At 71.7% G+C, this 18,368-nt stretch carries 18 protein-coding genes; 8 read left to right on the forward strand and 10 right to left on the reverse strand.

Annotated elements, in window-relative coordinates:
• The first annotated feature begins 293 nt into the window (after positions 1-293).
• Positions 294-1,070, forward strand: a complete 777-nt coding sequence (locus ACGFQ9_RS26800; protein WP_393577552.1) for a TerD family protein — start codon at positions 294-296, stop codon at positions 1,068-1,070.
• Positions 1,071-1,232: 162 nt separating this feature from the next.
• Here ACGFQ9_RS26800 and ACGFQ9_RS26805 read toward each other — a convergent pair whose 3' ends face one another.
• The 6 genes from ACGFQ9_RS26805 to ACGFQ9_RS26830 form a co-directional block, all read right to left on the reverse strand.
• Positions 1,233-1,973, reverse strand: coding sequence for a Tellurium resistance (locus ACGFQ9_RS26805; RefSeq protein WP_393577207.1), 741 nt, complete (start codon positions 1,971-1,973; stop codon positions 1,233-1,235).
• Positions 1,974-2,176: 203 nt separating this feature from the next.
• Entirely contained in the window at positions 2,177-3,289 is a 1,113-nt protein-coding gene (locus tag ACGFQ9_RS26810) for a DUF475 domain-containing protein (protein ID WP_393577554.1), read from the reverse strand.
• Positions 3,290-3,314: 25 nt separating this feature from the next.
• Positions 3,315-3,890, reverse strand: a complete 576-nt coding sequence (locus ACGFQ9_RS26815) for a TerD family protein (RefSeq protein WP_393577208.1) — start codon at positions 3,888-3,890, stop codon at positions 3,315-3,317.
• A gap of 109 nt (positions 3,891-3,999) precedes the next feature.
• Positions 4,000-4,575, reverse strand: coding sequence for a TerD family protein (locus ACGFQ9_RS26820; RefSeq protein ID WP_393577209.1), 576 nt, complete (start codon positions 4,573-4,575; stop codon positions 4,000-4,002).
• 172 nt (positions 4,576-4,747) lie between these two features.
• Positions 4,748-5,206, reverse strand: a complete 459-nt coding sequence (locus ACGFQ9_RS26825) for a peroxiredoxin (RefSeq protein ID WP_393577211.1) — start codon at positions 5,204-5,206, stop codon at positions 4,748-4,750.
• A gap of 123 nt (positions 5,207-5,329) precedes the next feature.
• The gene (locus tag ACGFQ9_RS26830) at positions 5,330-5,764 is read right to left on the reverse strand and encodes a DUF3052 domain-containing protein (protein WP_393577212.1); all 435 of its coding nucleotides are present in this window, start codon (positions 5,762-5,764) and stop codon (positions 5,330-5,332) included.
• A 463-nt stretch (positions 5,765-6,227) separates the two neighbouring features.
• On the opposite strand from ACGFQ9_RS26830, the gene aceE reads away from it, so the two are divergent.
• Together aceE and ACGFQ9_RS26840 are read left to right on the forward strand one after the other, a co-directional pair.
• The gene (gene aceE, locus ACGFQ9_RS26835) at positions 6,228-8,960 is read left to right on the forward strand and encodes a pyruvate dehydrogenase (acetyl-transferring), homodimeric type (RefSeq protein ID WP_393577214.1); all 2,733 of its coding nucleotides are present in this window, start codon (positions 6,228-6,230) and stop codon (positions 8,958-8,960) included.
• A gap of 141 nt (positions 8,961-9,101) precedes the next feature.
• Positions 9,102-9,923 carry a potassium channel family protein gene (locus tag ACGFQ9_RS26840; RefSeq protein WP_393577215.1) on the forward strand — a complete coding sequence of 274 codons (822 nt, stop codon included), beginning with the start codon at positions 9,102-9,104 and terminating at the stop codon, positions 9,921-9,923.
• A gap of 257 nt (positions 9,924-10,180) precedes the next feature.
• Here ACGFQ9_RS26840 and ACGFQ9_RS26845 read toward each other — a convergent pair whose 3' ends face one another.
• Positions 10,181-10,669: a peptidase inhibitor family I36 protein gene (locus ACGFQ9_RS26845; RefSeq protein ID WP_393577216.1), complete on the reverse strand. Its 489-nt coding sequence runs from the start codon at positions 10,667-10,669 to the stop codon at positions 10,181-10,183.
• Positions 10,670-11,087: 418 nt separating this feature from the next.
• Here ACGFQ9_RS26845 and ACGFQ9_RS26850 point away from each other — a divergent pair, with 418 nt between their 5' ends.
• From ACGFQ9_RS26850 to ACGFQ9_RS26860, 3 genes are all read left to right on the forward strand, one after another.
• A complete protein-coding gene (locus ACGFQ9_RS26850; RefSeq protein ID WP_393577217.1) occupies positions 11,088-11,798 on the forward strand; it encodes a TetR family transcriptional regulator in 711 nt (236 codons plus the stop codon).
• Between the two features lie 137 nt (positions 11,799-11,935).
• Entirely contained in the window at positions 11,936-13,075 is a 1,140-nt protein-coding gene (locus ACGFQ9_RS26855; protein WP_393577556.1) for an alpha/beta hydrolase, read from the forward strand.
• 86 nt (positions 13,076-13,161) lie between these two features.
• Complete coding sequence (locus tag ACGFQ9_RS26860; protein WP_393577219.1) at positions 13,162-14,046, forward strand: DUF4429 domain-containing protein; 885 nt, start codon at positions 13,162-13,164, stop codon at positions 14,044-14,046.
• 46 nt (positions 14,047-14,092) lie between these two features.
• On the opposite strand, the gene ACGFQ9_RS26865 is transcribed toward ACGFQ9_RS26860, so the two are convergent.
• Positions 14,093-15,109, reverse strand: coding sequence for an aldo/keto reductase (locus tag ACGFQ9_RS26865; RefSeq protein ID WP_393577221.1), 1,017 nt, complete (start codon positions 15,107-15,109; stop codon positions 14,093-14,095).
• On the reverse strand, positions 15,102-15,482 hold the full coding sequence (locus tag ACGFQ9_RS26870) for a MerR family transcriptional regulator (RefSeq protein WP_393577222.1): 381 nt from the start codon (positions 15,480-15,482) through the stop codon (positions 15,102-15,104). Before ACGFQ9_RS26870 ends, ACGFQ9_RS26865 begins: the two co-directional genes overlap by 8 nt.
• A 70-nt stretch (positions 15,483-15,552) precedes the next feature.
• On the opposite strand from ACGFQ9_RS26870, the gene ACGFQ9_RS26875 reads away from it, so the two are divergent.
• Positions 15,553-16,374: a serine hydrolase domain-containing protein gene (locus tag ACGFQ9_RS26875; protein WP_393577557.1), complete on the forward strand. Its 822-nt coding sequence runs from the start codon at positions 15,553-15,555 to the stop codon at positions 16,372-16,374.
• A gap of 37 nt (positions 16,375-16,411) precedes the next feature.
• Here the strand turns inward: ACGFQ9_RS26875 and ACGFQ9_RS26880 are convergent, their stop codons facing one another.
• Positions 16,412-17,068 carry a pirin family protein gene (locus ACGFQ9_RS26880; RefSeq protein WP_393577223.1) on the reverse strand — a complete coding sequence of 219 codons (657 nt, stop codon included), beginning with the start codon at positions 17,066-17,068 and terminating at the stop codon, positions 16,412-16,414.
• Between the two features lie 64 nt (positions 17,069-17,132).
• On the opposite strand from ACGFQ9_RS26880, the gene ACGFQ9_RS26885 reads away from it, so the two are divergent.
• Positions 17,133-18,356 (forward strand): PucR family transcriptional regulator, encoded by a 1,224-nt coding sequence (locus ACGFQ9_RS26885; RefSeq protein ID WP_393577225.1) that lies wholly within the window; start codon positions 17,133-17,135, stop codon positions 18,354-18,356.
• Positions 18,357-18,368: the final 12 nt, after the last annotated feature.

Consider the following 18,368-nt stretch of genomic DNA (forward strand, 5'->3'; position numbering starts at 1 on the left):
CCAACTGGCATGGCCGGTAATAGTACGTACGAATGAGATGCCGAGTTCCTCGCGCACATGAAATCCAGGTAACCGTCCTGAAGACTGGGCGGTAGTGGGCACCGAGGCCCGATCGCGATCCCCTTGCACCATGCACGGGCCCCCGGGCTCCCGACAAGGGCCGGGGAGGGACCAGAGTGGGGCAGCGGTCAGGGGGCGGAGAGGGATCGGGCGGCGATCGGGCGGCGATCGGTACGCCCCGCACCGGGGGGCCGCATTGTCCCGCTCCGGCCCGGGAGGGCAGGATGACCGACATGACGCACGCGATGCAGAAGGGCTCCAACATTCCGGTCACCGCCGCGGCGGTCCGGGCGGTGCTGCGCTGGACCACTGGCCCCGAGGTTCCGGACGTGGACGCTTCGGCGCTGCTGGTGGGCCCGGACGGGCGGGTGCGTTCGGACGAGGACTTCGTCTTCTACAACCAGCCGCGGCACCCCTCGGGCGCGGTCTGGCGGCTCGGCAAGAAGCTGATCGGGGAGAGCGTCACCGACGCGGTGCAGGCCGACCTCGGCTCGGTCACCGCGGCGGTGGACCGGATCCTGGTGGTCGCCTCCGCCGAGGACGTGCCGTTCGAGCGGGTCCGCGACCTGCGGATCCTGCTGTACGACGCCACGGGCGCGGGCGGCACGGAACCCCTGGCGCACTTCGACGTACGGCCGGAGACCGGCGCCGAGACGGCACTGATCTGCGGGGAGCTGTACCGCCGGGGCGAGGGCTGGAAGTTCCGGGCGCTCGGCGAGGGCTACTCCAACGGACTGGTGGGGCTGGCCACCGACCACGGCATCTCGGTGGACGAGAACGCCGAGACCGAGGCCCCCGCCGGCGACCCCGAGGCCACCACCGCCATGCGGCCGCCGACTCCGGCCCACCCGATCCCGCCGATTCCCTCGGCGCCGCCCACCCAGGCCCCGCCGGCCGCGCAGCCCGCCTACGGGTACCCGCAGCCGGTGTCCCCGGCTCCGGTGCCGGGACCGGGCGGGGACCCGTCCTTCCGGCTGCCCCTGCAGGGGCCGCAGTTCGTCCGGCGCTAGGCCGTGTCTTTCGGATCAGGCCGGATCAGCCCGCGGCGTCCGGCGTCGTGCATCGCAAGGCGGAGGAGGGAGTCGACGCGGAGCGTCGGCGACCGACGACAACGCGGCGAGGTGCGGCGCCGGACGCCGCGGGCTGATCCGGCCTGATCCGAAAGACACAGCCTAGCGGGCGCCCGACTTGTAGCCCCGGCCCCACTGGAGCCCCCAGCCGTACAGCCGGTCCAGCTCGGCCTGGAAGCCGTACACGAAGCGCACCTCGCGGCGGACGACCAGCTCGCCGCCCGTGTTCTCCAGGGAGACCACCGCGCAGGACCGGGCCTCGGGGTGCCGCTCGTCGAGGGCGATCTCGATGCGCGGCCCGCTGATCGGGTAGAGGGTGACCACGGCGTGGGTCCGGTCGAAGGCCGGGGTCTGGTCGTAGATGTAGACGAAGACCAGCAGCCGCTTGATCTCCTCGGCGTGGTCCAGGTTGACGTAGAGGGTCTCCCCCGAGGGGGACCCGAAGCGGTCGTCGCCGCTGAGCTTCACGTACGGCGGGTCGTTGAGGTCGCCGAGGAGGTTGCCCAGCGGCTGGACGACGCCCCGGCTGCCGTCCGCCAGCTCGTAGAGGCAGCCCATGTCGAGGTCGACGTTGACCATGCCCTGGGTGTGCGCCTGCACCACCTCGGGCTTGAACAGCTTGAACGGATGGCGGAACAGCTGACCGCTCTGCCCCGACCGGCCGCCGAAGTCCGAGCTCCGCATCCGCCAGGACAGGTTGACCCGCAGGTTCCCCGTGACGGCGCCCTGCTTGGTCAGCGAGACCGACGGGTGCCGCCGGGTCAGCTCGATCGCGTTCGACGAGGCACTGCCCGACTGGAACTGCGCCGCCCGGCCTCCCCTGAGCCCGTCGAAGAACCCCATGTCCTTCCCCCCACATCGAGACCGCCGCCGCCGGTCACCCGGCGTCGGGAACGCCGACAGGGGGTGGCCGGTCGGCCACCCCCTGTCAATGGTTCCGCATACGCGGCCGGCTCATGCCTCGGTGTGACGTCTTTGCGTCACGTCCCGGCCGCACGCCGTGGCCGCACCCTGCGGGGCGTCACGGCTCGGCTCCGCGCCGTGGCTCACGCCTTGGCGCCGGCCTCCTCCAGCTCCAGCCGCTTGTTGCGGCGGACCGAGGACCAGAAGGACGCGGCGATGAGCACCACGCCGATGAGGCCGGTGATGACCTCGTTGATCTCGTGCTGGATGGTGACCAGCAGGATCACGGCGAGCGCGCCGATCGCGTAGTGCGCGCCGTGCTCCAGGTAGACGTAGTCGTCCAGGGTGCCCTGGCGGACCAGGTAGACCGTGAGCGACCGGACGTACATGGCGCCGATGCCGAGGCCGAGCGCCATCCAGAAGATGTGGTTGGTGATCGCGAACGCGCCGATGACCCCGTCGAAGGAGAAGGACGCGTCCAGCACCTCGAGGTAGAGGAAGAGGAAGAACGCGGCCTTGCCGGCCAGGCCGACCGCCGAGACCTGCTTGCCCTCGGCCTTGGCCTTCTCCTCCTCCTCGTGCTCGCGCTCCTCTTCCTCTTCGAGCTTGTTCTCGAAGTAGGAGGACAGGCCGCCCACGACCAGGTAGGTGATCAGGCCGGCGACGCCGGCGAGCAGCACGGTGGCGGACTTGTCCGCGTGGCCGGTGCTGGTGTGGGCCTCGGTCGCGAAGGTCATCGCGGAGACCAGCAGGGCGATCAGCGCGATGCAGACCGACAGCATGTCGACCTTGCCGAGCTTGGCCAGCGGCCGCTCCAGCCACTGGAGCCACTTGATGTCCCGGTCCTCGAAGATGAAGTCGAGGAAGATCATCAGGAGGAACATGCCACCGAACGCGGCGATCGCGGGGTGGGCGTCGGTGACCAGCGCCTCGTACTGCTCGGGCTCGTCCAGGGCCAGGTTGATGGCCTCGATCGGTCCGACCTTGGCGCTGATCGCGACAATGGCAACGGGGAAGACCAGTCGCATGCCGAAGACCGCGATGAGAATGCCGATGGTGAGGAAGATCTTTTGCCAGAAGGCATTCATCTTCTTCAGGATTCCGGCGTTCACGACGGCATTGTCGAAGGACAGCGAGATCTCGAGGATCGACAGGATCAGTACGACCCCGAACGCCTCCCACCCCCACTGCCAAGCGGCGAAGGCAAGGCCGAGCGCCGTGATGGCGAACGACCAGCCGAAGGTTTTCAGAACCACTGGCACCCCATGATCTTGTACGGCTTTACGAAACGTTGACCCCGAAGTCTAGGGCGATGCCTCGCAGGCCCGACGCGTACCCCTGCCCCACGGCCCGGAACTTCCATTCGCCGCCGTAGCGGTACACCTCGCCGAAGATCATCGCGGTCTCGCTGGAGGCGTCCTCGGAAAGGTCGTAGCGGGCCAGTTCCTGGCCGTCGGCCTGGTTCACCACACGGATGAAGGCGTTCGTGACCTGGCCGAAGGTCTGCCGGCGGGCGTCCGCGTCATGGATCGAGACCGGAAAGACGATCTTGTCCACCTCGGCCGGCACCTGCGTCAGGTCGATGATGATCGACTCGTCGTCGCCGTCACCCTCACCGGTGAGGTTGTCGCCGGTGTGCTCGACGGAGCCCTCGGGGCTCTTGAGGTTGTTGTAGAAGACGAAGTACTGGTCCCCGAGCACCCGGCCGCCGTTGCACAGCAGCGCGCTGGCGTCGAGGTCGAAGTCGGCCCCCGTGGTGGAGCGCGCGTCCCAGCCGAGGCCGACCAGGATCCGGGTCAGATTCGGTGCGGCCTTGGAGAGGGAGACATTGCCTCCCTTGGCGAGCGTGACGCCCATGTGTGGTCCTCCCCGGAACACGTGGTGGTGGCAAAGCCGTCCGGCGCCGCACACGGACGAGTGCGCGGCGCCGGACGGCGGTACTGCCGGCGGACCGGCAGACGGAGACTCAGACGTTGACGCCGAAGTCCTGCGCGATGCCGCGCAGGCCCGAGGCGTACCCCTGGCCGATGGCGCGGAACTTCCACTCGGCACCGTTGCGGTAGAGCTCGCCGAAGACCATGGCGGTCTCGGTCGAGGCGTCCTCGCTCAGGTCGTAGCGGGCAAGCTCCGTGTTGTCGGCCTGGTTCACGACGCGGATGAACGCGTTGCGGACCTGGCCGAAGCTCTGCTGACGGGTCTCGGCGTCGTAGATCGAGACCGGGAAGACGATGCGGTGCACGTCGGCCGGCACGCCGACGAGGTTCACCTTGATCTGCTCGTCGTCACCCTCGCCCTCACCGGTGAGGTTGTCACCGGTGTGCTCCACCGAGCCGTCGGGGCTCTTGAGGTTGTTGAAGAAGACGAAGTTGCCGTCGAGCGCGACCTTGCCCTGGTCGTTGGTGAGCAGGGCACTGGCGTCGAGGTCGAACTCGGTGCCGGTGGTGGTGCGAGCATCCCAGCCCAGACCGACGATGACCGCCGTCAGGTTGGGGGCGGCCTTGGTCAGCGAGACGTTGCCGCCCTTGCTGAGGCTGACTCCCACGGGTCCTCCATTGGGTTCTTGTGTGGGGCGGTGCCCCGTCGTGCGTTGCTACCTGGTCAACGGTCCGATCCTAGTGACGGGTTCCCGCCCTGCGGCACCTTTAGGCCGGTGCGGCCACAGGAGGAACCGATCTCACGGGACCGTTCACACGGAACCGGTCACACGGGACCGGTCAGAGGCTGTCGAGCGCCTTGACGTACTCGTTCAGGTCGCGGGCGTCCGGCAGGCCGTTGACGACGGTCCAGCGCACGATGCCCTCCTTGTCGATGATGAAGGTGCCGCGCACCGCGCAGCCCTTGTCCTCGTCGAAGACGCCGTAGGCGCGGGAGGTCTCGCCGTGCGGCCAGAAGTCCGACAGCAGCGGGTACTCCAGGCCCTCCTGCTCGCCGAAGACGCGCAGGGTGGGCACCGAGTCGTTGGAGACGGCGAGCAGCTGGACGTCCTCGTTCTGGAACCGGGGCAGCTGGTCGCGGAGCTCGCACAGCTCGCCGGTGCACACGCCGGTGAAGGCGAACGGGTAGAAGAGCAGGACCACGTTCTTCTCACCGCGGAAGTCGGAGAGCCGGACGGTCGCGCCGTGGTTGTCCTTGAGCTCGAAGTCCGGGGCCTTGTTGCCGACCTCGATCGCCATCTGTCGCATCCCTCCATTGGGCTGTTCGGATGGCCCCAGCCTATCGAGGGGGCGCGCCGGAGGCAGAAACCCCGCCGACCGGGGGTCGGCGGGGTTCATTCCGCTCGGCTGCGGAAACGCGGCTCAGCGCTTGCCGGTCTTGGCGGCCTTGGGGGTCACCAGCTTGTTGGCCGTCCAGTCCTTGCCCACGCTGACCGGCTTGCTCGTCGAGAGGCCCGCGGTGGTGGCGGCCTCGTTGACGTCGCTGGGGATCACGTGACCGGGACGGCCGGTCTTCGGCGTCATGAGCAGGATCACCGCGTTGTCTTCGACGAACTCGGTGGCGTCGACCAGCGCGTCCGTCAGATCGCCGTCTTCGTCCCGGAACCAGAGGAGCACGGCGTCGGCAACGTCGTCGTACTCCTCGTCGACGAGCTCGCTGCCGATCTGTTCCTCAATGGCCTCGCGGAATTCCTGATCGGCGTCGTCGTCGAAGCCGATCTCCTGGACCACCTGGTCGGACTGGAAACCCAGCCGGGCGGCCAGGTTGGTCTCCGCGTGGTCCGCGGTCGCGCTCACGGGGTGCCTCCTGCTCATGTTCGGTGATGTCTTCGGCTGCGCGCGTACGCGCAGCATTGGGCGTAGTCCACACGGGCGCGGCGGATCGCGCAAGTACCCGGTGGGCGAGACCGCCGAAACGGTGACGATTGCGGCCGTCTCGACGCTCCCGGCTTACTCATCCCACACCATTGCAGCTCATTCGGCATCGGATGGGGACTTTCCTACCTGTTTGAGGGACGAACGGCCTTTCGGATGTGCCGAATGGAGTGGGCACAATGGGGCGGTTCGACGGATCCGTCCCCGGGCGGCTCCGGAGCGTCACCACACCGTCCCCGGCCCCGCTCGCGGGCCGGGCCGACAGCCAATCACCGGAAGTTCCACGGGTTACCGAGCGGTAAAGGTGACGATTGAGGTCCCGCGGTACACGATGGGAGGCGGTGTGACCCATGACACGATCCTCCCCCGACAGCGAAGGAACAGCGTGGCTTCCGCATCGGATCGCAACCCGATCATCATTGGCGGCCTGCCGAGCCAGGTCCCGGACTTTGATCCGGAGGAGACGCGGGAGTGGCTCGACTCCCTGGACGCAGCCGTCGACGAGCGCGGGCGTGAGCGGGCCCGCTACCTGATGCTGCGGCTGATCGAGCGGGCCCGCGAGAAGCGCGTGGCCGTCCCCGAGATGCGCAGCACGGACTACGTCAACACGATCGCGACCAGGGACGAGCCGTTCTTCCCCGGCAACGAGGAGATCGAGCGCAAGGTCCTGAACGCCACCCGGTGGAACGCCGCCGTGATGGTCTCGCGGGCACAGCGCCCCGGCATCGGCGTCGGCGGCCACATCGCCACCTTCGCCTCCTCCGCCTCGCTCTACGACGTGGGCTTCAACCACTTCTTCCGGGGCAAGGACGAGGGCGACGGCGGCGACCAGATCTTCTTCCAGGGCCACGCCTCGCCCGGCGTCTACGCCCGCGCGTACCTGCTGGACCGGCTCTCCGAGCAGCAGCTCGACGCGTTCCGGCAGGAGAAGTCCCGGGCCCCGTACGGCCTGTCCAGCTACCCGCACCCGCGGCTGATGCCGGACTTCTGGGAGTTCCCGACCGTCTCGATGGGCCTCGGCCCGATCGGCGCGATCTACCAGGCCCGGATGAACCGGTACATGGAGGCGCGCGGCATCGCGGACACCTCCAAGTCACACGTTTGGGCGTACCTCGGCGACGGCGAGATGGACGAGCCGGAGTCGCTGGGCCAGCTGACCCTGGCCGCCCGCGAGGGCCTGGACAACCTGACCTTCGTGGTCAACTGCAACCTGCAGCGGCTCGACGGCCCGGTGCGCGGCAACGGCAAGGTCATCCAGGAGCTGGAGTCGGTCTTCCGGGGTGCCGGCTGGAACGTGATCAAGCTGATCTGGGACCGCTCCTGGGACCCGCTGCTGGCCCAGGACCGCGACGGCATCCTGGTCAACAAGATGAACACCACGCCGGACGGCCAGTTCCAGACGTACGCGACGGAGACCGGCGCCTACATCCGGGACCACTTCTTCGGCGACGACCAGCGGCTGCGCGCCATGGTCGCGAACATGACCGACGACCAGATCCTGCACCTGGGGCGCGGCGGCCACGACCACAAGAAGATCTACGCGGCGTACGCGGCGGCCAAGGCGCACAAGGGCCAGCCCACCGTCATCCTGGCCAAGACCATCAAGGGCTGGACTCTCGGCCCGAACTTCGAGGGCCGCAACGCGACCCACCAGATGAAGAAGCTGACGGTCGACGACCTCAAGGGCTTCCGCGACCGGCTGCACATCCCGATCACGGACACGCAGCTGGAGACCGGCCTGCCGCCGTACTACCACCCGGGCCCGGAGTCCGAGGAGATCCAGTACATGCACGACCGGCGCAGCGCGCTGGGCGGCTACGTGCCGACCCGGGTGGTGCGCGCGAAGCCGCTGCCGCTGCCCGAGGACAAGACGTACGCGGCGGCCAAGAAGGGCTCCGGCCACCAGTCGATCGCCACGACCATGGCCTTCGTCCGCATCCTGAAGGACCTGATGCGGGACAAGGAGATCGGCAAGCGGTTCGTGCTGATCGCGCCGGACGAGTACCGCACCTTCGGCATGGACGCTTTCTTCCCGAGCGCCAAGATCTACAACCCGCTGGGCCAGCAGTACGAGGCGGTCGACCGCGACCTGCTGCTCGCCTACAAGGAGTCGCCGACCGGCCAGATGCTGCACGACGGCATCTCGGAGGCGGGCTGCACGGCCTCGCTGATCGCGGCGGGCTCGGCGTACGCCACGCACGGCGAGCCGCTGATCCCGGTCTACGTCTTCTACTCGATGTTCGGTTTCCAGCGGACGGGTGACCAGTTCTGGCAGATGGCCGACCAGCTGGCGCGCGGCTTCGTGCTCGGTGCGACGGCCGGCCGGACCACCCTGACGGGTGAGGGCCTGCAGCACGCCGACGGCCACTCCCAGCTGCTGGCGTCGACCAACCCGGGCTGCGTCGCGTACGACCCAGCCTACGGCTACGAGATCGCGCACATCGTCCAGGACGGGCTGCGGCGGATGTACGGGCCGGAGGCGGAGGACGTCTTCTACTACCTGACGGTCTACAACGAGCCGATCCAGCACCCGGCCGAGCCGGCCGACGTGGACGTGGAGGGCATCCTCAGGGGCATCCACCGGATCTCGGCCGGCACCTCGGGCGCCGTCCCGGCACAGATCCTCGCCTCGGGCGTGGCCGTGCCGTGGGCGCTGGAGGCGCAGCGGCTGCTGGCGGCCGAGTGGAACGTCCGGGCGGACGTGTGGTCGGCGACCTCGTGGAACGAGCTGCGGCGGGAGGCCGTGGAGGTGGAGGAGCACAACCTGCTCCACCCGGAAGAGGAGCAGCGCGTGCCGTACGTGACGCGCAAGCTGTCCGGCTCGGACGGGCCGTTCGTGGCGGTGTCGGACTGGATGCGCAGCGTCCCGGACCAGATCTCCCGCTGGGTTCCGGGCGCGTACACCTCGCTGGGTGCGGACGGCTTCGGCTTCGCGGACACCCGCGGCGCGGCGCGGCGCTTCTTCCACATCGACGCGCAGTCGGTGGTGCTGGCGGTGCTCACCGAGCTGGCCAAGACCGGGCAGATCGACCGCTCGGTGCTGAAGCAGGCGATCGACCGCTACCAGCTGCTGGACGTCTCGGCGGCGGACCCGGGGGCGGCGGGCGGCGACGCCTAGCCGCCGCTTCATGGCGGGACCCGCCGCGTGCGCGGGCGCACCGGAGCGTGCGTCCGCGTGCGCGGGGCGGACCATCCGGTGACGCGGCCCCGGCTCCGGCCGGGGCTGCTCCGTCCTGTCGCGTTCTTTACGATGCCGGGCATGAAGGAACAGCCCGCGCAGGTCCGCTGGGAGCGGCGCACGCAGAACCCCTTGCTGGCCCTGGCGGTGCTCTTCGCCGTCGCGTACGCGGTGCCGATCGTGATCCCCGACGCGGATCCGGCGGTGCTGCGGGGCTGCATGTACGCCGAATGGGCGGTCTGGGCCGCCTTCGCCGCGGACTACCTGATGCGGCTGGGGCTGGCGCAGGACCGGCGGCTGTTCGTCCGCACCCACTGGCTGGACCTGGCGGCGGTGCTGCTGCCGCTGGTGCAGCCGCTGCGGCTGCTGCGGCTGGTCGCCACCCTGCTGCTGGTCGGGCGGCGGGCCAGGATGGCCCCGCAGGTCAGACTCACCACGTATGTGGCGGGCGCCGTGGTCGGGCTGATGATGTTCGGCTCGCTGGCCGTGCTGAGCGTGGAGCGGGACGCGCCGGACGGCAACATCAGGACCCTGGGCGACGCGGTGTGGTGGTCCTTCACCACCATGACCACGGTCGGATACGGCGACCACTCCCCGACCACGGGCCTGGGCCGGGTGCTCGCGGTGGGGCTGATGCTGTCCGGGATCGCCCTGCTGGGTGTGGTGACCGCCAACATCGCGGCCTGGTTCATCTCCCGCTTCGACCGGGACGACGCGGTGGAACGGGCCCAGCTGGCCCTCCTCACAGAGCTCCAGTCGGAAGTACGGGCCCTCCGCGCGGAGGTCGCCCGCCTTTCGCCTCCGGCGGGCTTGCCTGACCCACCTTCCTCCCCCGGAGCGGGCACCCCTGAGCCGGGTGTGCCCGGGCCGGGCGTGTCTGCTGCGGGCGTCGCCCGCGCCTGACCGCCGCCGGTGCCCGGCACCGCCCAGGAACGGAGCTCCGCCCCGAGCGGGGGCCGACCCCGTTGCGCGGGGTCGGGGCGTCGGTGCCCCGTCAGGGGCGCGGGGAACTGCGCGAACGGCCACCGTCGGCCCGCGGGTCGGAGAAAACGGGGGCGCCCCAGGGCCGGGGGTGGGCGGGGTCCGGGGCCGCAGGCCACGGTTCCGGGAAGGGGCGGGGCGGGGTGGGGCAATGGGGCCCCGCCCCGCCCCCAGGTGGGTCAGTTCTCCCAGACCTTGAACGCGCGGACCTGGTACGGCGACCTGGGCAGCCACACCCCGTCCCCGGGGTAGGTCTGGAACTCGCCCGTCTCGGCGCACTCGGCCGACTGGTACGTGGTCACCGGCCGCCCGGTGCGGTTGACCAGCGCCTGGGCCGGCGGAACACCGGGTGGCAGCGGGACGCAGGAGTCCACGTCGAGCTGGTGCAGTTCGTGGACCTGCCGCTTGCCCTGGAACTCCGGCTTGGGCCACAGGCAGAGCTGGCCCGGCCCGCAGGGCCCGAGCGGCGGCGGAGCCGAGGCCCGGGGCTCCGCGGCCCGGGGCGCCTGCCCCACACCCGCCCCGGCGGCCCGGGGCGTGGCCGCCGCCGGCAGCAGCGCCGTACCGCCCAGGAGCACGGCGGCCACCGCGACGGCGGCCGCAGCCGTACCCCGCGCAGGACCACGAGCAGGACCACGACCCCGAGCCGCGAGGAAAGACGTACGCATGGCGATCAACTCCTTGCGCGGCGAACCGCCCGTACGGGTGGCCGGGTCGGCCGCGGAGCCCGTACGGATCACCGCACCCTCACGCTGACCTGCGGCGACGCGGTCGCGGAAGGGGGCTCGGACCGGACCACCCGGATAGGGGACGCCGCACCGGACGGCCCGGCAGATACCCTCCGCAGCCACGGAATTGACCCCTCCGGCGGGGTGCGGGGCCCGTCAGTCCGCCCTGTTCGCCCGTAGGGGGACCCACCCGAAAGTGTCATGCCCGCCAGGACGACCCCGGGGACGGCACCTCCGCGGCGGCGCCTCGAACGGCGCAGCGGGACCGCCGTCCCGCGGTCCGGCACCGGTACCCTGACCGCTCACTCGGCGTCAGGTGTCCCGGCCTCGGACGGGCGGCGGAGAGGACCATGCGGTGATGACCGACCAGCGGCCGGTGCCGGCGGCGCCGGCCGGACTGCGCGAACGCAAGAAGCGGCGCACCCGTGACGCCCTCCTCCGCGCCGCGCTCGTACTCTTCACCTCGCAGGGCTACGAGCAGACCACCGTCGACGAGATCACCGACGCGGTCGACGTGTCGCAGCGGACCTTCTTCCGGTACTTCGCCAACAAGGAAGAGGCCGCGTTCGCCGTCCAGGACCTGGCCGAGTCCCACTTCATCGCGGCCCTGGCGGCCCGGCCGCCGGGCGAGGGCCCGCTGGAAGCGATGCGGAACGCGGTGCTCCGCACCTGGGACACCATCGAGGAGGCCCTGTCCGAGGTGGTCCCGGTGGACCTGTACATGCGCGCGTACCGGCTGATCGAATCCACCCCCGCCCTGCTCGCGGTGCACCTGCGCCGGTCCACCGAACTGGAGGAGCGGGTCGCCCTCATGGTGGCCCGCCGCGAGGGCCTGGACGTGGACGCGGACCCGCGGCCCCGGGTGGCGGTGGCCGCGTTCTCCGGTGTGACCCGGGTCACGGGCCGGCTGTGGGGGCGGGGCGAGGACGCGAGCGTGGCCGCGATCCGGCGGATGACCGAGGAGTACCTGGACCAGATCAGCCTGGCCCTGGCCGCCGATTGGCGCGGCACACCCGCTCCCCCGTCCGCCGCCGTCAACCCGCCCGCCGGGTCCGCCCCGCAAACGTGACGCCCGCCACCTGAGGCACCGCGGCCGGAAAACGTCTCCTAACCTGTTGTCCAGTGAACGTGTCCGGCCCCGCATCCCCGCTCCCCGCGTCCCCCACCACCCCGCGCGCCCTGCTGGCGCTCACGGTGGTGTTCGTCATGCTGGCCATCACCGGCTGGACCACGGTGCACCGGCCCGACGCGGGCGTCGCGCCCCGCACCGCCGCGCTCACCGCCTGGGCCGGAGCACACGCCGGCGGGCATCCGGTGCCGCCCGCCGACGCACCCGTACGGACGGTCGCCCGCTTCTTCGCGAACCTCGACGCCGACGAGCGGGCCCGGCTCGCCGACGCGCATCCGCTGATGGTCGGCAACCTCAACGGCGTCCCCGCGGCGCTGCGCTACCGGGCCAACCGGGTCTCGCTGGCGCAGGCCCAGGACGTGGAGGAGCACCGCGCCCGGGACGTCCGGCTCACGCCGGCGGCCCGGACGGACGCCGGCCGCCGGGCCCACCGCTTCGCCTCGATGCTGGCCGGCGACCGGCAGATCCTCGCCTTCGACCCGACCGCCGGCGGCCGGGCCGCCGAGGTCTTCGGCGACCTGGACCAGGCCCGCCGGATCTCGGTGATCGTGCCCGGCGTCGACACCGACCTGCTCACCTTCGAGCGGACCGCGCGCCGCTGGTCCGCCCCGGTGGGCATGGCCCAGTCCCTGTACGCCGCCGAGCGCGCGGCGGCTCCGGCCGTGCCGACCGCGGTGGTCGCCTGGGCCGACTACACCACCCCGGCGGGCATGGGGATGGACGCGGCCACCGGACGGCTGGCCGTGGAGGGCGCCGCGCGGCTGGAGGCGTTCACCTCGGCACTGCCGGCCCGCGCCACCACGGCGCTGCTCTGCCACAGCTACGGCTCGGTGGTGTGCGGGGTGGCGGCGGCCGGACTGCCGGCCCGGGTGACGGACCTCGTGGTGGCGGGCAGCCCGGGCACCCGGGCGGAGAACGTCGCCGGGCTGCACAGCGCCGCCCGGGTGTGGGCGATGCGGGACCCCGGCGACTGGATCGCGGACGTGCCGCACGTGGAGGTCGGCGGGGTGGGCCACGGGGCCGACCCGATGTCCGGCGACTTCGGCGCGCGGCGGCTGTCTGCGGCCGGGGCGGGCAGCCACACCGGCTATTTCGCGCCAGGGACGGAAGCCTTGGAGAACCTCGCCAGGATCGGAACCGGTTCGTACGGTTCCGTGGTGTGCCTCCCCGGGGACGACTCGTGCCGCGAGGGCATTTCCGGGACAGATGAGGGCTGACCCGGGCGGCGGCCGGAGAATCGACGGGAAAGCGGTCTCCGCAGCGAGGGGGACGGCCGGGCCCGGTGCACCTTACGATGGCCCGCATGGGTGACGTACTGGCCGGAAATCATGCCGTCTGGGAGTTCGACTCGGACTCGGTGCTCATCCGCTTCACACGGGGGATCAGGACGCGGCGGCTGTTCAGCGCGCTCGGACAGCGGCGCATCCCGTACGAGGCGTTGTCCGGGCTGACACTGACCTCGGGCAAGCGGGACTCCATCGTCCTGCGGGCCGTGCCGAGACCGGGCGCGGACCCGCTGATGGAGGCGGCGGAGGGGCAGCTGAAAGAGGTCTGCGACCCGTACCGGCTGGTGCTGCCGGGCGACGGGGCGGCCCAGGCCGCCTCACTGACGGAAGCGGTGCGTCCGCTTCTGGGTCCGGACGAGGAGGCGCACGCCTTCCTGGTGGACGTGCCCGAACCGCCGCTGGTGCTCAAGGCGTACGACGCGCGGGCTTCCTTCGACGGGTCCACGGTCGCGCTGCGCTGGTCCCGTACGGGCGCCAGCAGCGCGAAGTGGAAGTCCGGCGACCAGGAGTACCCGGTGTCCGCGCTGTCGGGGGTGGAGTGGTGCTCGCCGGAGGGACCGGGCGGCCATCTGAGGCTGAAGCTGCGTGACGCGCCGGAGGCGGCGCCCGCGCTGCCCGACCACGATCCGGCGGCGGTGGTGTTCGCGCTGGGCTACGGGGCGGTGCACGAGTCGCTGCCGTTCGCGGCGGCGGTGCTGGCCTCGGTGCGGGCGCGGACGCCGGTCGCGGCGGTGCCCTCGCCGCGTTCCGCGGCCGGGGGCGGGGCCGGTGCCGATGCCGACGCCCCGGGGGCGGACCGGATGCGGCACCTCGGCGAGCTGCACGGGGCCGGGCTGCTGACGGACGCCGAGTACGCCGCCCTGCGGGATCGTTTCGCCAACGAACCGGAGCAGCAGCCCTGAACCGGCTCCCGGCCGGCCCCCCGCGCCCTCCTCACCACCCGCCGGGCTACTCGCGGGACGCCGAGGTGAAGGTCATGTCCGGGTAGCGGGTGCCGGCGACCCGATCCGCCAGCGGTTCGAGAGCGGTGAGCTCCGCGTCCGTCAGGACCAGCCCCGCCGCGGCCACGTTCTCCGCGAGGCGGCTCCGCTTGCGGGTGCCCGGGATGGGCACCACCGTCAGGCCGTGCACGCTCGACCGCTGCTGGACCCAGGCCAGGGCGATCTGCGCCGGCGTCGCGCCCCGCGCCTCCGCGATCTCCCGCACCGGGGTGAGCAGCAGCGCGTTCGTCTTCGCGTTGTCCCCGGTGAACCGCGGCTGGAAGCGCCGGAAGTCGCCCGCCGGCAGGTCCGCGCCCGCGTCGGCGAACGCACCGGTCAGGAAGCCCCGCCCGAGCGGGGAGTACGGCACGAACGCCACCCCCAGCTCCGCCGCCGCGCCGACCGCGCTGCGCTCCACGTCCCGGCTGAACAGCGACCACTCCGACTGGAGCGCGGCGATCGGGTGCACCGCGTGGGCCTCCCGCAGCTCCGCCCCGGTCACCTCGCTCAGTCCCAGGTGCAGGACCTTGCCCTCGGCCACCAGTTCCGCCATCGCGCCCACCGTCTCGGCCAGCGGCACGGCCGGGTCCCGCCGGTGCATGTAGTAGAGGTCGATCACCTCCACCCCGAGCCGCTTCAGGCTGGCCTCCACGGCCGCCCGGACGTAGGGCCGGTCGTTCCTGATCCCCCGGTAGTGGGGGTCGTCGGTGCGCTCGATGCCGAACTTGGTCGCGAGCACCACCTCGTCCCGGTGCGCGGCCAGGAACGGTGCCAGGAACTCCTCGTTCGCCCCGCGCCCGTAGATGTCCGCCGTGTCCAGGAGGGTGACCCCGGCCTCCAGCGCGGCGTCCAGCGTGTCCCGGGCCGCCGCCTCGTCCGTCTCCCCGTAGAACTCGCTCATGCCCATGCAGCCGAGGCCCTGCACCCCGACCTGCGGACCCCCCGTACCGAGTCCGACCCTTCCGATCCTGCCCATGTCAGCCATTGCAGCTCCTCCCCGCATACGTTCCGATCTTGTGGTCCAGTACGGCGAGCGCGTCGGTCAGTTCCGCGATCCGCGCCCGCACGTCGTCCCGGGTCCGCTCCAGCAGTTCCCGGCGCTCCCCCGCGGTGTCCTCACCGGCCCGCACGAGTTCGGCGTACCGGACCATGTCCGCCACCGACATGCCGGTGGCCCGCAGCTTGCCGACGAAGGCCAGCCAGCCCAGGTCCCGGTCGGTGAACCGGCGCTGCCCCGAGTGCGAGCGGTCGATGTGCGGCATCAGGCCGATCCGCTCGTACCAGCGCAGGGTGTGCTGGGTCAGGCCGGTCCGGGCCTCGACCTCGCTGATCGTGTACCGGGTCTCCGTCAGGCTCATGGCGACCACGCTAGATCCCTGGAGTGCACTCCAAGCAAGTAGGCTCGGCGGCATGGAGAACCCGGGAAACCTGCAGAGCCTGCGCACCATCGAGAGCTGGCCGGTGCCGACCGCCGCCGCGGCCGTCGTCCGGGCGGACGGCACCGTCGCCGGGACGCACGGGCCGGTCCACCACCGCTTCCCGCTGGCCTCCGTGACCAAGCCGCTCGCCGCGTACGCCGCGCTCGTCGCCTGCGAGGAGGGCGCGGTCGAGCTGGACGAGCCGGCCGGCCCCGAGGGCTCCACCGTCCGCCACCTGCTCGCCCACACCAGCGGGCTGGCCTTCGACGAGCACCGTTCCATGGCTCCCGCCGGGACCCGCAGGCTGTACTCCAACGCCGGTTTCGAGGTGCTCGGCGACCACATCGCCAAGGCCACCGGCATCCCCTTCGCCGAGTACCTGCACCAGGCCGTGTTCGAGCCGCTCGGCATGACCTCGTCCAGCCTGGACGGCTCGCCGGCCAAGGACGGCGTGTCCACGGTCGCCGACCTGGTCCGGTTCGCCGCCGAACTGCAGGCGCCACGGCTGCTGGACCCGCGGACGGTCGCCGAGGCGATCACCGTGGTGCACCCGGGCCTCAAAGGCGTGCTGCCCGGCTACGGCCACCAGTCCCCCAACGACTGGGGCCTGGGCATGGAGATCCGTGACGGCAAGTCCCCGCACTGGACCGGGGCCTCCTCCTCCCCGCGCACCTTCGGGCACTTCGGCCAGTCGGGCACCTTCCTGTGGGTTGACCCGGACGCGCGCGCCGCGTGCGTGGCGCTGACCGACCGCGCCTTCGGGCCGTGGGCGGTCGAGGCCTGGCCCCCCTTCACCGACGCGGTGCTCGCGGAGCTCGCCGGCTCCCGCTGAGCCATCGCCCGCCACGACCGCGGGAACTGACCGGACCTCAGGAGGCGAACTCCCAGAGCAGCAGCTCCGCCGGGGACCCGGCCGTGATCTCCAGGCCCTCCTCGCCGGTGATCCGCGCCGAGTCACCGGGCTCCAGCTCCACCCCGTCCAGCCGGACGTCCCCGCGCACCACGTGCACGTACACCCGGGGCGCGTCCGGCACGGGCGTCTTCTCCCCCGCCGCGGGCCGCCGTACGTGCAGCACCGCCGAGGCGGCCGGCAGCGGGTAGCGGTCGCCGTCCGCCACCGAGCGGACGATCCCGTACGCCGGCTCGCCGCCGGGGTCCGCGGGCGCCAGCCACATCTGCACGAAGCACAGCGGCCGCGTCCCGTCGTTGCGTTCCACGTGCCGGACCCCGCCGGCGGAGCTCAGGTGCTGGAGGTCCCCGGGGTGCACGGTGGCGGCGTGCCCGGCGTCGTCGCGGTGCGTCAGTTCGCCCTCCACCACCCAGGTGACGATTTCGGTGTGGTGGTGCGGGTGCTCGTCGAATCCGGCGCCCGGGGCGAGGGACTCCTCGTTGACGGCGAGGACCGGACCGAAGCGGAGGTTGTCCGGATCGTAGAAGCTCCCGAAGGAGAATGCGTGCCGGGTGTCGATCCCGGCGGCCTCGTTCCCGCCCCGGTAGCGGTCGGTGCCACGGCGTACGTCGATCATGACGGCCACGGTAGCGGGGCCCCCGGGAGTCCGCCGGGCCGCCCGGATAAGGCAGTCTTGTCCCGTGCCCCAACCCGAACGTGAGCATTCCATCGAGCACGCGCCCGCGCATCTGCCCGCGCAGCCCGTCCATCCGCATGCCGCGACGCTGCGCCGGCTGGAGAAGTCCTCCGGGCGGCTGGCCGCGAACGCGATCGCCCGCATGGACGAGTCGCTGCCGTGGTACCGGGCGATGCCGCCGGAGAACCGGTCCTGGATCGGTCTGGTCGCCCAGGCCGGCATCGCCGCGTTCACCGAGTGGTTCCGGCACCCGGAGACCCCGCAGGCGATCTCCACCGACGTGTTCGGCACCGCGCCCCGCGAGCTGACCCGGGCGATCACCCTGCGCCAGACCGTCGAGATGGTGCGGACCACCATCGAGGTCATGGAGGCGGCCATCGAGGAGGTGGCCGCGCCGGGCGACGAGTCGATCCTGCGCGAGGCCCTGCTCGTCTACGCCCGGGAGATCGCCTTCGCCACCGCACAGGTGTACGCACAGGCGGCCGAGGCGCGCGGCGCCTGGGACGCCCGGCTGGAGTCGCTGGTGGTCAACGCGGTGCTGTCCGGGGAGGCCGACGAGGGCGCGCTGTCCCGGGCCGCCGCGCTCGGCTGGAACTCGCCGGAGCACGTCTGCGTGGTGCTGGGCACCGCTCCGGACGGCGACAGCGAGCTGACCGTGGAGGCGATCCGGCGGGCTTCCCGGCACGCGAAGGTGCAGGTGCTCACCGGGGTGCTCGGGGACCGGCTGGTGGTGATCGCCGGTGGCAGCGACGATCCGCTGCGGGTGGCGAAGTCGCTGATCGGCCCGTTCGCGGCGGGTCCGGTGGTGGCCGGTCCGGTGGTGCCGGACCTGTTGGCGGCGACCCGGTCCGCGCAGGCCGCGGCGGCCGGCCTGAAGGCCTGCGCGGCCTGGCAGGACGCGCCGCGTCCGGTACTCGCGGACGATCTTCTGCCGGAGCGCGCCATCGCCTCGGACCCTTCGGCCCGCGAGCAGCTGGTGGAGGAGATCTACAGACCGCTGGAGGAAGCCGGCTCCGCGCTGCTGGAGACGCTGAGCGTGTACCTGGAGCAGGCCAGCAGCCTGGAAGGCGCGGCCCGGATGCTGTTCGTGCACCCGAACACCGTGCGCTACCGGCTCCGTCGTGTGACCGACGTCACCGGCTGGTCACCCTCCGATGTCCGCTCGGCGTTCACGCTGCGGATCGCCCTGATTCTCGGGCGTCTGGCTGATGGAGATCAGCAACTCTAGACTTTTGTCGGA

This window comes from Streptomyces sp. NPDC048603, from assembly GCF_043199475.1.
GTDB lineage: Bacteria > Actinomycetota > Actinomycetes > Streptomycetales > Streptomycetaceae > Streptomyces.

Excerpts from the sequence above, each read along its gene's own strand:
- ACGFQ9_RS26825 (WP_393577211.1), bottom strand. The coding sequence starts at position 5,206 with ATGGCGATCGAGGTCGGCAACAAGGCCCCGGACTTCGAGCTCAAGGAC.
- ACGFQ9_RS26805 (WP_393577207.1), bottom strand. The coding sequence starts at position 1,973 with ATGGGGTTCTTCGACGGGCTCAGGGGAGGCCGGGCGGCGCAGTTCCAG.
- ACGFQ9_RS26855 (WP_393577556.1), top strand. The coding sequence starts at position 11,936 with ATGCTGGCCATCACCGGCTGGACCACGGTGCACCGGCCCGACGCGGGC.
- ACGFQ9_RS26870 (WP_393577222.1), bottom strand. The coding sequence starts at position 15,482 with ATGAGCCTGACGGAGACCCGGTACACGATCAGCGAGGTCGAGGCCCGG.
- ACGFQ9_RS26850 (WP_393577217.1), top strand. The coding sequence starts at position 11,088 with ATGACCGACCAGCGGCCGGTGCCGGCGGCGCCGGCCGGACTGCGCGAA.
- ACGFQ9_RS26860 (WP_393577219.1), top strand. The coding sequence starts at position 13,162 with ATGGGTGACGTACTGGCCGGAAATCATGCCGTCTGGGAGTTCGACTCG.
- ACGFQ9_RS26815 (WP_393577208.1), bottom strand. The coding sequence starts at position 3,890 with ATGGGCGTCACGCTCGCCAAGGGAGGCAATGTCTCCCTCTCCAAGGCC.
- ACGFQ9_RS26840 (WP_393577215.1), top strand. The coding sequence starts at position 9,102 with ATGAAGGAACAGCCCGCGCAGGTCCGCTGGGAGCGGCGCACGCAGAAC.
- ACGFQ9_RS26800 (WP_393577552.1), top strand. The coding sequence starts at position 294 with ATGACGCACGCGATGCAGAAGGGCTCCAACATTCCGGTCACCGCCGCG.
- ACGFQ9_RS26865 (WP_393577221.1), bottom strand. The coding sequence starts at position 15,109 with ATGGCTGACATGGGCAGGATCGGAAGGGTCGGACTCGGTACGGGGGGT.
- ACGFQ9_RS26880 (WP_393577223.1), bottom strand. The coding sequence starts at position 17,068 with ATGATCGACGTACGCCGTGGCACCGACCGCTACCGGGGCGGGAACGAG.
- ACGFQ9_RS26845 (WP_393577216.1), bottom strand. The coding sequence starts at position 10,669 with ATGCGTACGTCTTTCCTCGCGGCTCGGGGTCGTGGTCCTGCTCGTGGT.